This is a genomic window from Actinoplanes sp. NPDC051405, assembly GCF_055586185.1.
This window is the reverse complement of record NZ_JBVJIR010000007.1, coordinates 54,314-68,583: the sequence shown is the minus strand read 5'-3', so window position 1 is coordinate 68,583 and position 14,270 is coordinate 54,314. Positions and strand designations below refer to the sequence as shown.

Genomic DNA, 14,270 nt, shown 5'->3' with positions numbered 1-14,270 from the left:
CTAACCGCCCGAGGTGAGGCGGCGGCCGACGGCGGCGATGAGCCGGTCCAGCTCGGAGCCGAACGGGTTGTCGTGCACCAGGTACGTCCAGGTCGCGCTCGGGCGCACGATCTCGGCCTGCTCCGGGTGGTAGCCGTCGCTGAGGTCGAGCTCCTCGAACGTGGCGATGGTGCGCGCCTCGATCTCGGTGAAGACCTTCTGGAACGCCGGCACCGCCGCCCGGTGGAACTCGTCGAGCGGGTCCAGCTTGCCCAGCGCCCGCAGGTGCACGCCCTCGCGCACCTCGGAGAGCTCGGCCAGGTGCTCGGCCCAGAGCCGGTCGAGGTGGTAGAGCGCGATCGACCGGGCGGCGTCGGAGAGCACGTCCTCGTCGATCTCCTTGGCCTTCTCCGGCGACCGCTCGAGCAGCATGATCGCGGCGACCTCGGAGGTGAGCAGCCGTTCCCGGCGCTGGGCCAGGGCGAGGCGCTGCTCCTCGATCACGACGCTGTAGCGCCAGGTGTTGCGGTGGATCTCGTGGTTGACGCCCTCGGCGACGCGCTGGGCGTGCTCGACCGCGTACTCGACCTGCTCGTCGTGCACGACGCCGTCCATGTCCATCCGCGGCGAGGACGGCAGGATGTCGCCGGCGTGCCGGGTGATCAGGTCGTCCTCGAGGCTGACGAAGAACACCGAACCACCGGGGTCGCCCTGCCGGCCCGCGCGGCCCCGCAGCTGGTCGTCGACGCGGCGGCTGTCGTGCCGGCCGCTGCCGATGACGTACAGGCCGCCCAGCTCGGCGACCTTCTCCGCGTCCTTGCCGTCGCTGCCGCCCAGGCGGATGTCGACGCCGCGGCCGGCCATCTGGGTGGAGACGGTGACCGCGCCCAGGGCGCCGGCCTCGGCGATGATCGCCGCTTCCTCGTCGTCGTTCTTGGCGTTGAGCACGTTGCTCGGCACCCCGGCCGCGGCCAGCTGCTTGGCCAGCAGCTCGGAGGCCTTCACGTCGAGGGTGCCGATCAGCACCGGGCGGCCCTTGTCGTGGGCGATCTTGATCTCCTCGACCAGGGCCTCGTCGCGCATGTCGTGCGCGGAGTAGATCCGGTCGGGCTCGTCCTCGCGGATGTTCGGCGTGTTCGACGGGATGACCGCGACCTCGAGCTTGAAGTACTCGCGGAGCTGCTCGCCGACGTGCACCGCGGTGGCGGTCATGCCGCACACCGTCTCGTACAGCGCGATGTAGGCCTGGACGGTGATCGTGTCGAGGACCTCGCCCTCGGCGGTGGCGCTGAGCCCCTCCTTGGCCTCCACGGCGGCCTGGAGACCGTCGGGCCAGCGGCGGCGCTGGGCGACCCGGCCGCGCATCTCGTCGATCAGCTCGACGGTGCCGTCCCGCACGATGTAGTCGACGTCGCGGCGCAGCAGGGCCCGGGCGTGCAGGGCCACGTTGACCGCGGAGAGCTGCTCGACCTGGTCGTCCGCGTACAGGTCGATGTCCATCTTCTTCTCCAGCGCCTCCAGGCCGGCGTTGGTGAAAGCGACGCTGCGGCCGTCCTCGGCCACCTCGTAGTCCTTGCCCGGGCGCAGGTCGCGGACCAGCGCGGCGGCGTCGTGCACCGGGTCACTCTCGGTGGAGATGCTGCCGGCCAGCACCATCGGCACCCGGGCCTCGTCGATCAGGATCGAGTCGGCCTCGTCGACGATGGCCGTGGCCAGCTTGCGCTGCACCCGGTCGGCGAGGTCGGTGACGAGCTGGTCGCGCAGGTAGTCGAAGCCGGCCTCGCTGACCGAGACGTAGGTGACGTCCGCGGCGTACGCCTCGCGGCGCTCCTCGCGGGTGGAGGTCTCGGTGACCCAGCCGACGGACAGGCCCAGCAGCTGGTAGACCGGCTCCATCCAGGTGGCGTCGCGGCGGGCCAGGTAGTCGTTGACCGTGAGCACGTGCACCGGGCCGTTGCCCCGCCGCACGTGGCCGTACGCGGCGATGGTGGCGGTCAGCGTCTTGCCCTCACCGGTGGCCATCTCGGCGACCTTGCCGGAGAGCAGCGCCATCGCGCCGACCAGCTGCACGTCGTACGGCCGCTGCTCGAGGGCGCGCCAGGCCGCCTCGCGGCCCACGGCGCAGATCTCGGTGTAGTCGTCCGCCGCGGCGGCGGCCTCGGTCAGCGCGGCGTCGTCGAGCTCACGCAGCGCCTCCTCACGGGCTTCGATGGCCGGCAGCCGGCGCTCGAGCGGCGCCAGATCGACCGTGGTGCCCGGACGCTGCAGGAACTTACGGAACCGGTTCTTGAACCGCTGCGACACACCCATGGGCGGTTACGGTACTTCACTTACCTTGAAACGTGGTGCCGACTCCCGCCTGTTTCGCCCAGGGCTCAGCTGACCAGCAACTGGTGCGCGGCGAGCTCCCGATAGAGCGGGCTCGTCTCCAGCAACTGCTCGTGCGGGCCGACGGCGACGACCCGGCCCGCTTCCAGCACCACGATCTGATCGCTGTCGACCACCGTGCTCAGCCGGTGCGCAACGATGATCAAGGTGCGCTGGAAGGACGCCGCCGCGATCGCCTCGCGCAGCGACGCCTCGTTGCGGGCGTCGAGATTGCTCGTCGGCTCGTCCAGCAGCAGGATCGGAGCGCCGGCCAGCAGCGTCCGGGCGATGGCCAGGCGCTGGCGCTCGCCGCCGGAGAGCAGCACCCCACCCTCGCCCACCTGCACGTCCAGGCCGTCGGGGGTGCGGGTCGCCAGCGCACCCAGATTGACCTGCTCCAGCGCGTCCAGCAGGCGCTGCTCGTCGGCGCCGGGCGCGGTGAGGAGCAGGTTGTCGCGCAGGGTGCCGGCCAGCACCGGGGCTTCCTGCTCGACGTAGCCGAGCCGGCGGCGCAACGCCTCGCGCGGCAGCTGCCGGATGTCGGTGCCACCGACCCGGATGGCGCCGGAAGTGGTCTCGTAGAAGCGCTCGATGAGAGCGAGCACCGTGGACTTGCCCGCGCCGGACGGCCCGACCAGGGCGATCCGGCTGCCGGCCGGCACGGTGAAGGAGACGTCGCGCAGCACCTCGGTCCCGCCGGGATAACCGAAGCTGACCTTCTCCAGCACCACGGCCGCCTCCCCGTCGCCGTCCGGTCCGGCCGGCGCCGGGCTGTCGCCGGCCGTCTCCGACGGCAGATCCAGGACCTCCTCGATGCGCTGCAGAGCGCCGAGGCCGGTCTGGAGCTGGGTGTACGCGTTCAGCGCCTGACCCAGCGGCAGCACCAGGAAGAAGAGGAAGAGCACGAACGCCACCAGGTCACCGACACTGATCGCCCCCGACGCCACCCGGGCCCCGCCGACGCCGAGCACCAGCAGGAACGCGCCCTGGGTGGCCGCCGCGGAGGCCGGCCCGATGAGCGCGCGCAGCCGGGCCACCCGCATGCCCGCCTCGTACGCCTCCGTGGCGCTGCGGGTGACGGTCTCGGCTTCACGCTGCTCGGCGCCGCTGGCCCGGATGGTGCGCGCCGCCGAGATGGCCCGTTCGACGGCGGAGGTCATCTCGCCGAGCCGTTCCTGCGTCAGCTCGGACAGCCCCCGCACCCGGCGCGAGACCGAGATGGCGACGGCCATGCCGACGGCGAGCCCGCACAGGGCCACGCCCAGCAGCAGCGGATCGAGCACCGCCATGGCGACGGTCGCGCCGGCCACCATGACCGTGCCGGTGACGATCTCGAACAGCCCGGACGTGACCACCGCGCGCAGCAGGGTGGTGTCGGCGCCGACCCGGGAGAGCAGGTCACCGGTGCGGCGGGCGTCGTATTCCGCGATGGGCAGGCGCAGCAGGTGCCGGGCCAGCCGGCGGCGGGTGGTCAGCACCAGCCCCTCGGCGGTGCGCTGGAGCAGATAGTCGCGCAGGCCGCCGAGCGCGGCCCCGGTGAGCAGCAGCGCGATCAGCAGAGCCACCGCACCGCTGATCGGCTGTTTCGCCCCGATGCCGTCGAGCACCGAGCGGACCAGCACCGGCTGCACGAGCGCGGTGACCGCGGTGACCAGGGAGAGCCCGCCCACCACGGCCAGCGTGCCGCGATGCTCGCGAAGGTATGGCAGCAGTGCGGGTAGTCCCACCCTCCGCACGGCCATGCGCCGAGCGTAGCCGCGCCCGGCCGGCGAGCGAGGGTGTCGCTCAGCACTCTCTCAGCAGGCCAGCACCGCCTGGAGTTCCTGGCGGCGGCGGGCGGCCAGGTCGTCGAGGAACTGCGACGCCTCGTCGAAGGGCACCACGGCCGAGACGAGGTGCTTGCGGATCAGGTCGCCGTCGGCGCGCAGCAGGTCGATCGTGGCGGCCGAGAGGCGTTCGCGGTCCCAGGTCGGCGCCAGGCCGCGGGGCACCCGGCCGATCTGGGCGCAGCGCAGCCCCAGCCCGTTGTGGTGGAACTCCTCGCCGAGCCGAACCTCGTCGGCGCCGCCCTGGTAGAAGGCCAGGTCGATCACCGTGCCCTGGGGGCGCAGCAGCCGCAGGGCGAGCTGCAGCGCCGAGGCCTGACCGCGGCACTGGAAGACGATGTCGGCGCCGCGGTCGTCCGCGGTGTGCCGCCACGCCGTCTTGAGGGTGACCGCGGGGTCACCGTCCTCGGGATCCAGCGTCTCGAGGCCCAGCGCGGCGGCGACCGCGCGCCGCTGCGGCGTCGGGTCGAGCACGACCACGGAGGCCGCGCCGTGGGCCCGCGCGAACAGGGCCGTGAGCAGGCCGACCACCCCGGCGCCGGTGACCGCGACGCGACGGCCGGCCACGCCGTCGCCGAGGCCGCGCACGGCAGTGCCGTGCAGGTCGGCGGCGGCGTGCAGCAGGCCGTTGGCGCAGATCGGGCCCATGTGGGCGACGTAGATGCCCAGCATCGGGTCGAGGTCGGCCGGCAACGGCACGACCCGGTCGCGCAGCGGATCGCCGGTGTAGCCGGTGCGGTGCCCGTAGGTCATCGCCACGACCGCTCCCTCGGCGACCGCCGGGGTACGGCTCTGCTCGACCCGGCCGACTTCCATGTACCCGAGCCGGGTGACCGGGAAGGGCTGCTCGACCGGACCGCCGAACAGCCCCAGCACCGGGTCGAAGCCGTGGTGCAGAGCCGGGTTGGTGCCCTTGACGTAGCTGAGCTCGGTGCCGGCCGACACCCCGCTGAACAGCGTCGCGACCCGGAACTGGCCGTCCGCGAGCGGCGCCGGCTCCTCCTCGGCGACCGCCAGCCGGCCGGGCGCGGTCACGATGATGTTGCGCTCAGACATGCGAGACCTCCGCGGTGCGGGGGGTGACGGCCCGGCCGGTGGCTGCGGCCTCGGCGACGGCCAGGGCAACGGCATGGGTACGCAGCGCCTCCGCGTACGGCACCCGGACGTCGTCACCGTCGCCCCGGACCGCGTCGATGAACGCCTGGTCCACGGCGATACGCGCGCTCTCCGGATCACTGTCCACTGTGCGGGGTCCGTCGACGTCGCGGACCACCAGCCCGGTCTCGGTCACCGCCAGGGCCAGCCCGTCGGCGTAGACCTCCAGGCCCGCACGTTCCTTCCAGCCCAGCACGCACGTCGCGGCGAGCGTCCCCACGGCACCGCTCGCGAAGCGCAGCGTGGCGGCGGTCGCGCCGTCCACGTCGGCCCCGTCGACCGGCGGCGGCGTGCCGTTGCCGACCGCCGTCACCTCGGTGACCTCGCCGGCCAGGTGGCGGGCCAGGTCGAGCACGTGGGCGGCCTGCTCGACGACCGGGCCACCGGAGCGGTCCTGGAGTGGCCACCAGGACACCGGCGGCACTTTGTCCAGCCAGGCGCCGGTCACGAGCCGAACCGGCCGGTCCTTCAGCAGGGCGCGCGCTTGTTCAACAATCGCCAGGTAACGCCAATGGTGACCAACCGCTGTCACGATCTCACTCTTCGAAACGAGGGCCGCGATTTCGGTGGCCGTATCCCAATCAAGCGAAATAGGCTTTTCAACGAACAATGGCAGTCCAGCGGCCACCACCGCCCGCTCCGCGTCGCCGTGAGCGAAGGGCGGCACGCACACGTACGCCGCGTCCAGACCGGATCCCAGGAGCGCTTCGACGTCCGGGAACACCCGCGCGTCGTGCGCGTCCGCGAGGCTCTGCGCCGCCGCCGGAACGACGTCCGTCACGCCCACCACCTGTACACCCGGCAGCCCGGACAACACCCTGGCATGCCGTTGCGCGACACCGCCGGCGCCGATCATTCCCACTCTTGTCCCGGCCATGAGCCCTCCCCGATCGTCGACACCGTCCTGCGGCCTCTCGACTTCTCCGCCACGGCAAATGTGAAACGTCAGGTCTTTCCGCAGCCGGCGGACATCCAGCCGTTACCCCGCGGCAAGATTGGAGGCGGCCTGTCATGGGAAAGTTCCGCGCTTCGCTGTTGATCGTCAACTGGGGGGTGTGCCCATGCGGCATTCGCGCACGAACGTTGCACCGACCGCGTCACCCATCGTCGAGGCCTGGGCGGCCTACCGGACCGGAAACGCCACACAATGGACATCCCGGCAACTGGCCCGCGCGAAGAAGGCCACCCGCGTCAGCGTGGTGATCCCGGCGCGCAATGAGGAGGCGACGGTCGGCGCCATCGTGTCGACCATCCACGAGCACCTGAGCGTGAAGGTGCCGCTGGTGGACGAGATCCTGGTGGTGGACTCCCGGTCCACCGACGCGACCGCCCTGGTGGCGCGCGCGGCCGGGGCCCGGGTGGTGCACCAGGACGACGTGACCCGCGGCCTGCCCCGGATGGAGGGCAAGGGCGACGCGCTCTGGGCCGGTCTCGCGGCCAGCACCGGTGACGTGGTCGCCTTCGTCGACGGCGACCTGCGCGACTTCTCCCCGCACTTCGTGACCGGCCTGCTCGGGCCGCTGCTCACCGATCCGTCGGTCGAGTTCGTCAAGGGCTTCTACCACCGCCCGCTGGTCAGCAACACCGGCGTCGAGACCGACGGCGGCGGCCGGGTCACCGAGCTCGCCGCGCGCCCCCTGATCAACCTGTTCTGGCCGGACCTGGCCGGCGTGGTCCAGCCCCTGGCCGGCGAGTACGCGGGCCGCCGCACGACCCTGGAACGGATCCCCTTCGTCTCCGGGTACGGCGTCGAGATCGCGATGCTCATCGACCTGCTGGACCTGGTCGGCCTGGACGCGCTGGCCCAGGTCGACCTCGGCGAGCGGTTCCACCGCCACCAGGGCACCGAGGCGCTGGGCCGGATGTCGGCCCAGATCATGGTGACCGCGTGGTCCCGGCTGCACCGCCGCGGCCTGGTCACCGACGCGCTGCCGCCCTCGACGCTGCTCACCCAGTTCCGCCGCGGTGGCGCCGACAACCTGCCGCACCTGGACCGGGAGATCGTGCTCAGCGAGGTGGGCGTCACGGAACGGCCGCCGCTGAACACGGTGGCGCGCAGGTCGGTGCCGGCCGCATGAGAGTCCTGATGAACGCGGGGCCGTGGCTCCCGGTCCCCCCGAACGGTTACGGCGGGATCGAGAACGTCATCGCCACCCTGGTACCCGAGCTGCGCCGGCTCGGGGTCGAGGTCGTGCTCGCCACCGTGACGGAGAGCACACTGGCGGTGGACGAGCGGGTGTCCGTCTTCGAGACCGGCCAGTTCGCTCAGCTGCAGCGGCCGTACAACCAGGTGTGCGGGATCGTGCCCGCGCACCTGCACGCCGTGCGGCGCCGGCTCGCCGAGGGCGACATCGACCTGGTGCACGACCACGTCGAGGCGGCCGGGCTGGCCACCCTGGCCGCGCTGGGCCCGGACTCGCCACCCGGCCTGCACACCCTGCACTGGGATCTGGCCAAGCACCCCGAGCTCTACGGCACCTTCGACGGCGGCGACCGGGTCCGGGTCAACGGCGTCTCGGCGAACCAGCTGACTCACGCCCCGGCCGCGCTGCGGGCGCACGCCGTCGGCCACGTGCATCTCGCGACACCGCTGGCGGACGGGGCGGATCTGCGCGCCCCGGTCGCCAAGGAGGACTACGCGGTCGTGCTGGGCCGGATCAATCCCGGCAAGGGCCAGGACCTGGCGGCCCGGCTCGCGCACAGTGCCGGCTTCGACCTCGTGCTGGCCGGGCCCGTCGGGCCGTACCACCGTCCCGAGGATCTCGCCGCGGCCGGCCCGGCGGCGGCGCAGAATCCCGATGTGCGGTTCTGGCAGGAGCACGTGGCCCCGCACGTCGACGGCGACCGGGTCCGCTGGGTCGGCACGGTGACCGGGCAGGACCGCGACGACCTGGTCGCGCGGGCCCGGGCCGCGCTCTTCCCGTTGCGCTGGGAGGAGCCCGGCGGTACGGCGGTGGTCGAGTCGCTCGCGCTGGGCACCCCGGTGATCGGCATCGCCCGGGGCTGCCTGCCCGAGCTCATCGAGCACGGGCGGACCGGCCTGCTCACCTCCGACGAGGAGGAGCTGGGCGAGCTCGTGGCGGCGGCCGGCACGATCTCCGAGGCCGCTTGCCGGGAGGAGGCTGCCCGCAGGTTCACCCCCGCGGTGATGGCATCCTCCTATCTCGGCCTCTACGAACGGGTACGGGACGGGGCCGCCGTCGGGGTGTGATGCCGCTCCTTGCGTTTGCCCCGGTGGGTTCGAGGGCACTGATCGCGGACGACGCGACGGATACGGCGCGTCGGTATGGAGGGGGGCGGATGACGAGCCAGCTGGTCTGCCGGCCGGAGCAGCACCTCCCGGTGGCGATCCTGCGGGTCAGCGGCGTGCTGGACGCGATGACGAAGGAAGCGCTGGAGCATGCGGTCGCCCACGCGCTGTCCGCGCAGCCCGAGGCACTGCTCATCGACGTGTCCGCCCTCGAGATCCCCGATCCCGTCGCGCTGGACGTGCTGAGCACGGTGGTGTGCCGGACGGCCGACTGGCCGGCCGTACCCATCGTGCTCTGCGGGGCCGGGCCCGAGACGGCCCGGATCATCGCCTCCTGGCCGGACTGCGCCGCGGTGAGCACCGCGGCCAGCTGCGCCGACGCCCTGAAAGGCACCAAGGAAGAGCCCGAGCCCCGGCGGATCCGGGTCCGGCTGCGGCCGGTCCCGGACGCCTGCCGGCAGGTACGCCAGCTGGTCACCCAGGCCTGCACCTCGTGGCACCGACGCGAGCTCGCCGGCACTGCCGCGCTGGTCGCCACCGAGCTGGTCGCCAACGTGGTCCGGCACGCGCACACCACCATGGAGTTCACGGTCGGGCTGCGCGACGGGCGGGTCTGCCTGACCGTCCGGGACGGCAGCCGGCTGCTGCCGCGGCCCAAGGCGCCCGAGGTCGGCGAGGCCGGCGGCCGCGGCCTGCAGCTGGTCCGGGAGCTGACCGATGCGTGGGGGGTCCTGCCGGTGTCCGACGGTAAGGTGGTGTGGACCCATCTGACGGCGGGAGCTGCAGTGTGACAGCCAGGCACCGGGACGTCATCGCTGTCGGCGCGTCCGCCGGCGGGGTGGAGTCCCTGCGTGCCCTGGTCGCCGGCCTGCCGCCGGACCTGCCCGCGTCGATCCTGGTCGTCCTGCACCTGCCCCGCGACGCCTCCAGCGCGCTGCCCTCGATCCTGAACCGCAGCGGGCCGTTGCCCGCGGCCTCCGTCGTCGAGGGCGAGCACGTCCGGCCCGGTCACATCTACGTCGCGCCCATCGACCACCACCTGCTGCTGCTCGACGGGCACCTGCGGCTGTCGCACGGCCCCGCCGAGAACGGCCACCGGCCGGCCGTCGATCCGCTCTTCCGTTCCGTCGCCCGTGCCGCCGGTCCGCGCGGCATCGGCGTGGTGCTCTCCGGCGCCCGTGACGACGGCGCGGCCGGCCTGGCCAGCATCGTGGCCCGCGGCGGCACCGCGGTGGTGCAGGATCCGGCCGAGGCGTTGTATTCCTCGATGCCGCTCGCCGCCCTGGCCCAGACGCCCACCGAGCACGTCGCGCCCGCCGCCAAGCTGGGCGGCCTCCTCGCGGAGTTGACCGCCATGCCCCTGCCCGACGATCCGCGGCTGCCCGCCGACAGCCTGCTCGACACCGAGGTGGCGATGTCCGACCTGTCCTCGGTCACCTCCGACCAGTTCGCCCCGCCGGCCGGCTTCGGCTGTCCCGCCTGTGGCGGCGGGCTGTTCCAGATCAACGACGGCCCGGTCCCCCGCTACCGGTGCCGTGTGGGCCATGCCTGGTCACCGGAGAGCCTGCTGGACGAGCAGGCCATCGCGCTCGAGGGCGCGCTCTGGATGGCGCTGCGGGCGCTGGAGGAGAAGTCCGAGCTGAGCCGCCGGATGGCCGCCAACCGCACCCACCGGCGGGCCGGCATCGGGGCCCGCTTCGACGACATCGCGGCCGACGCCGATGCGGCCGGCGCGACGATCCGCCGGCTGATCGCCCGGCTCGGATCGATGCCCGACCGCGATCCCGACACGGCCGCCCCCCGGGATCATCCGGACGAGTTGCCGTCCGACGTGCGGTAGCGTCGCCGCGCAACCATGTGACGGAAGGCCACCATGATTCCCACCGACCCCGACTTCGAGGCGCTGCTGGTCTACCTCAAAGAGTCGCGGGGTTTCGACTTCACCGGCTACAAGCGGTCCAGTCTGATGCGCCGGGTCGACCGTCGCATGGCGCAGGTCGGCATCACCGGTTACCAGGACTACTCCGATCACCTCCAGGTGCACCCGGACGAGTTCACGGCCCTGTTCAACACCATCCTGATCAACGTCACCGGCTTCTTCCGCGATCCGGAGGCCTGGGACCATCTGCGCGCCGAGATCCTCGAGCCCCTGGTGACGGCCCGGGCGCCGGCAGCGCCGATCCGGATCTGGTCGGCCGGCTGCGCCTCCGGCGAGGAGGCCTACACGCTGGCGATCGTGCTGGCCGAGACGCTGGGCATCGACGGGTTCCGCGACCGGGTGAAGATCTACGCCACCGACGTGGACGAGGAGCAGCTCGCCGAGGCCCGCCAGGCCACCTACGGCGAGCAGGCGCTGGAAGCGGTCCCGCCGGAGCTGAGGGAGAAGTACTTCGAGCGGACCGGTGAGCGGTTCACCTTCCGCAAGGACCTGCGGCGCTCGGTCATCTTCGGGCGCAACGACCTGGTCCAGGACGCGCCGATCTCCCGCATCGACCTGCTCGCCTGCCGCAACACCCTGATGTACTTCAACGCCGAGACCCAGACCAAGATCCTCTCGCGCTTCCACTTCGCCCTGGCCGACGGCGGCATCCTGCTGCTGGGCAAGGCCGAGATGCTGCTCAGCCACGGCAGCATCTTCACGCCGGTCGACCTCAAACGCCGGATCTTCCGCCGCGTGCCCCGCGTCCCGTACCAGGCCGGGGCCGTCTTCGGCGACCAGCTGCCCGGCACCGCCAACCACGTCCTCGGCCTGGACCAGCTGCGCAACGAGGCGTTCGCCGCCAGCCCGGTGGCCCAGCTCGGGCTCACCTCCGACGGCCTGGTCGCGCTGACCAACAACCGGCTGGACAGCCTGTTCGGAGTGTCATCGCGCGACATCGGCCGGCCGTTCCGCGACCTCGACCTGTCGTACCGCCCGGTGGAGCTGCGCCGCTACATCGAGCAGGCGCAGGTCGAGCGCCGCACCCTGCGGGTCGGCGACGTCGAGTACGTCCGCAGCGGCGAGCTGATCCACCTCGAGATCGAGATCAGCCCGCTGACCGCGGCCGACGGCAGCCTGCTCGGGGTCAACATCGTCTTCAACGACGTCACCGCGGCCCGCCGCCTGCAGGACGACCTGGAGCAGGCCCACCAGCAGCTCGAAGCCGCGTACGAGGAGCTCCAGTCGACCAACGAGGAGCTGGAGACCACCAACGAGGAACTCCAGTCCACGGTCGAGGAGCTGGAGACCACCAACGAGGAACTCCAGTCCACCAACGAAGAGCTGGAGACGATGAACGAGGAGCTCCAGTCGACCAACGAGGAGCTGCAGAACATCAACGACCAGCTGCGGATCAGCACCGCGCAGCTCGACGACGCGAACGCGTTCCTGGAGACCGTACTGGCCAGCCTGCGGGCCGGTGTCGTCGTCGTCAACCACGACATGCGGATCCGGGTCTGGAACAGGCGCGCCGAGGACCTGTGGGGACTGCGTTCGCACGAGGTGGTCGGCGAGCACTTCCTCAACCTGGACATCGGGTTGCCGTTCGAGCAGCTCCGGCCCCTGCTGCGCGGGGTGCTGGGCGCGCAGGGCGGCGCGGCGGAGCTGGAGGTGGAGGCGGTCAACCGGCGGGGCCGGCCGATCACCGTACGGGTGGCGGCGACCCCGCTCGCAGCCCGGGATTCTACCAGGGACAACGACGGCGCCATCATCGTCATGGAGGCGGACGCGATGCTCGACGCGACGGCCGATACCGTTTGAGTTCCGATGCCTCGGGTATGCCGCCACGTCCGGGACTGAGTTCAGGAGGTCGGTAGCGGTGTCTGTCGACTGCACCGTGCGCGACGACGGTCGCCGCCTGATCGCCGAACTGGCCGGGATCCTCGGCCTCGGTGACGTCGCCGATCTGCGGTTGCGCCTGCTCAAATGCCTGGCCGAGCAGCCCGAGGCGCTGCTGGTCGACCTGTCCCGGATGACACTGGCGGATCCGCTTGCCCTGAACGTCTTCGTCGCCGTACGCCGTCAGGCCTCCCGCTGGCCCGGCATCCCGATGCTGCTGTGCGCCCCGGATCCTCACACCGGTGATCAGCTGCGCGCTGCGGCTTACCGGTCCGTGCCCCAGTTCGCCACGCTCCAGGCGGCCCGCGAGCAAGCCGGGGCCGAACGGCAAACGTTGTCCGTGCTCAGCGACGAGCTGCTGCCGATCTCCGGCGCCGCCCGGCAGGCGCGCAACGTGGCAACGGACGCTTGCCTGCGCTGGGACCTGCCCGACCTGGTCGCCCCGGCCAGCCTGGTGGCGAGCGAGCTGGCCAGCAACGTCGTCGACCACGCGCACACCATGATGACGCTGCGCCTGACTCTGCGGCCGCGCTTCCTGCACATCGCCGTCCGCGACGGCGCGGCCGCTGAGCCGGTTCTGCCCTCGGGCGAGGGCTCCGCCACGATGCGCGGCCGGGGGCTGCTGCTCGTGAAGGCCTCCGCGCATTCCTGGGGCTGGCTGCCGACCGACGACGGCAAGGTCGTCTGGGCGTCCCTGCAGGTGAGCTGACGTCCTTACCGGAGCTCGTTGTCCAGCAGGTTGTGCAGGCCGGAGACGGCAAGAATGCGCGACACGTACGGCTGAGCGCCCCTCAGAGCCATGGCCACCTGCGCCACCGCAGCCGCGGACGAGGCGTCGACCAGGGCAGCCACACCGGCGGCGTCCACGAGCGGCACCGCCGACAGGTCGACGACCAGCCGATCGGCACCGACGGTGGCGATGGCATGCCGCAGACTCGTCCGCAGCCGGCCGGCTGTGTCGCGGTCGACCTCGCCGCGGATCCGTGCGGTGAGAACCCCGTCCTGGTGCGAGACAGTGATCTGCATGCCGTGGCCGTCGGCCGCATTGTGCGCGCCTTCCCAGCGCGGCAGCGTGTCGCTCAGCATGGCCTCACGCAGCCAGCCCAGCGCCCGGCTGAGCAGCCGCGACACGTGCATCTGGGAGATGCCCAGCTCGGCGGCGATCTCCGCCTGGGTGCGGTTGCCGTAGAACCGCATCGCCAGCATCTGACGCTCCCGCGACGGCAGCCGCAGCAACAACCCGGCGACGGTGATCTTGTCGTCGATCGCCTCGAGGTCCGCGTCGGCGCCACCGATCAGGTCACCGAACTCCGCCGAGCCGTCCACTCCGGCCGGAGCATTGAGCGAAGCCGGCGAATATCCGGCGGAGGACTCCAGCGCCTCCAGCACCGAGGACTCCGGCAACCGCAGATGCGCGGCCAGCTCAGCGGTGCTGGGTCGGCGGGACAACTCGGTGGTCAGCACCATCATGGCGTGCCCGACCTCCAGACTCAGGTCCTGCACCCGCCGGGGGACGTGCACACCCCAGGTCCGGTCGCGGAAGTGCCGCTTGATCTCACCGGAGATCGTGATGACCGCGTACGCCGTGAAGGAGCCCCGCTGCGGGTCGTACCGGTCGATGGCCTTGACCAGGCCGAGCCGCGCCACCTGCTCGAGATCCTCGAGGGCCTCGCCCCGGCCCCGGTAACGGCGGGCCATCCGCCCGGCGAACGGCAGGCAGAGCGCCACGAACTCGTCCCGCAACTCCTCGCGGGTGAGGGCATCGGCCGGCTCGAGACGCTCCGCATAGGTGGTGGCAGCCAGATCCAGGTCTTCGAGCGCGCGCTCACCAGATGGCTGCACGTAGTCATGCGCAGACATGCATCCCCCAAGATCA

General features: G+C 72.1%; 11 protein-coding genes. 6 read left to right on the top strand and 5 right to left on the bottom strand.

Annotation, left to right across the window (positions count from 1 at the left end; genetic code table 11):
* From secA2 to ACZ6S4_RS16805, 4 genes are all read right to left on the bottom strand, one after another.
* Window positions 1-2,289 (bottom strand): accessory Sec system translocase SecA2, encoded by a 2,289-nt coding sequence (secA2, locus tag ACZ6S4_RS16820; protein ID WP_465475816.1) that lies wholly within the window; start codon window positions 2,287-2,289, stop codon window positions 1-3.
* A 65-nt stretch (window positions 2,290-2,354) separates the two neighbouring features.
* Window positions 2,355-4,088 (bottom strand): ABC transporter ATP-binding protein, encoded by a 1,734-nt coding sequence (locus tag ACZ6S4_RS16815; RefSeq protein WP_465475815.1) that lies wholly within the window; start codon window positions 4,086-4,088, stop codon window positions 2,355-2,357.
* A gap of 54 nt (window positions 4,089-4,142) precedes the next feature.
* Entirely contained in the window at window positions 4,143-5,228 is a 1,086-nt protein-coding gene (locus tag ACZ6S4_RS16810; RefSeq protein WP_465475814.1) for a zinc-dependent alcohol dehydrogenase, read from the bottom strand.
* Entirely contained in the window at window positions 5,221-6,204 is a 984-nt protein-coding gene (locus ACZ6S4_RS16805) for a Gfo/Idh/MocA family protein (RefSeq protein WP_465475813.1), read from the bottom strand. The genes ACZ6S4_RS16810 and ACZ6S4_RS16805 overlap by 8 nt, the downstream gene beginning before the upstream one ends.
* Window positions 6,205-6,388: 184 nt before the next feature.
* Between ACZ6S4_RS16805 and ACZ6S4_RS16800 the strand changes: the two genes are divergently transcribed.
* The 6 genes from ACZ6S4_RS16800 (at window position 6,389) to ACZ6S4_RS16775 (ending at window position 13,103) form a co-directional block, all read left to right on the top strand.
* Window positions 6,389-7,405, top strand: coding sequence for a glucosyl-3-phosphoglycerate synthase (locus ACZ6S4_RS16800; RefSeq protein ID WP_465475812.1), 1,017 nt, complete (start codon window positions 6,389-6,391; stop codon window positions 7,403-7,405).
* Complete coding sequence (locus ACZ6S4_RS16795) at window positions 7,402-8,538, top strand: glycosyltransferase (protein WP_465475811.1); 1,137 nt, start codon at window positions 7,402-7,404, stop codon at window positions 8,536-8,538. Before ACZ6S4_RS16800 ends, ACZ6S4_RS16795 begins: the two co-directional genes overlap by 4 nt.
* An 89-nt stretch (window positions 8,539-8,627) precedes the next feature.
* Complete coding sequence (locus tag ACZ6S4_RS16790; RefSeq protein ID WP_465475810.1) at window positions 8,628-9,368, top strand: ATP-binding protein; 741 nt, start codon at window positions 8,628-8,630, stop codon at window positions 9,366-9,368.
* Window positions 9,365-10,417, top strand: a complete 1,053-nt coding sequence (locus tag ACZ6S4_RS16785; protein ID WP_465475809.1) for a chemotaxis protein CheB — start codon at window positions 9,365-9,367, stop codon at window positions 10,415-10,417. Before ACZ6S4_RS16790 ends, ACZ6S4_RS16785 begins: the two co-directional genes overlap by 4 nt.
* A 33-nt stretch (window positions 10,418-10,450) precedes the next feature.
* Entirely contained in the window at window positions 10,451-12,316 is a 1,866-nt protein-coding gene (locus tag ACZ6S4_RS16780; protein ID WP_465475808.1) for a CheR family methyltransferase, read from the top strand.
* A 58-nt stretch (window positions 12,317-12,374) separates the two neighbouring features.
* Window positions 12,375-13,103: an ATP-binding protein gene (locus ACZ6S4_RS16775; protein ID WP_465475807.1), complete on the top strand. Its 729-nt coding sequence runs from the start codon at window positions 12,375-12,377 to the stop codon at window positions 13,101-13,103.
* Window positions 13,104-13,108: 5 nt separating this feature from the next.
* Here the strand turns inward: ACZ6S4_RS16775 and ACZ6S4_RS16770 are convergent, their stop codons facing one another.
* Window positions 13,109-14,254 (bottom strand): SigB/SigF/SigG family RNA polymerase sigma factor, encoded by a 1,146-nt coding sequence (locus tag ACZ6S4_RS16770; protein WP_465475806.1) that lies wholly within the window; start codon window positions 14,252-14,254, stop codon window positions 13,109-13,111.
* Window positions 14,255-14,270 lie beyond the last annotated feature (16 nt).

What these genes read in the sequence shown, in the direction of transcription:
- ACZ6S4_RS16770 (WP_465475806.1), bottom strand. Translation starts at nt 14,254, where the DNA reads ATGTCTGCGCATGACTACGTGCAGCCATCTGGTGAGCGCGCGCTCGAA.
- ACZ6S4_RS16805 (WP_465475813.1), bottom strand. Translation starts at nt 6,204, where the DNA reads ATGGCCGGGACAAGAGTGGGAATGATCGGCGCCGGCGGTGTCGCGCAA.
- ACZ6S4_RS16780 (WP_465475808.1), top strand. Translation starts at nt 10,451, where the DNA reads ATGATTCCCACCGACCCCGACTTCGAGGCGCTGCTGGTCTACCTCAAA.
- ACZ6S4_RS16795 (WP_465475811.1), top strand. Translation starts at nt 7,402, where the DNA reads ATGAGAGTCCTGATGAACGCGGGGCCGTGGCTCCCGGTCCCCCCGAAC.
- ACZ6S4_RS16815 (WP_465475815.1), bottom strand. Translation starts at nt 4,088, where the DNA reads ATGGCCGTGCGGAGGGTGGGACTACCCGCACTGCTGCCATACCTTCGC.
- secA2 (WP_465475816.1), bottom strand. Translation starts at nt 2,289, where the DNA reads ATGGGTGTGTCGCAGCGGTTCAAGAACCGGTTCCGTAAGTTCCTGCAG.
- ACZ6S4_RS16790 (WP_465475810.1), top strand. Translation starts at nt 8,628, where the DNA reads ATGACGAGCCAGCTGGTCTGCCGGCCGGAGCAGCACCTCCCGGTGGCG.
- ACZ6S4_RS16800 (WP_465475812.1), top strand. Translation starts at nt 6,389, where the DNA reads ATGCGGCATTCGCGCACGAACGTTGCACCGACCGCGTCACCCATCGTC.
- ACZ6S4_RS16810 (WP_465475814.1), bottom strand. Translation starts at nt 5,228, where the DNA reads ATGTCTGAGCGCAACATCATCGTGACCGCGCCCGGCCGGCTGGCGGTC.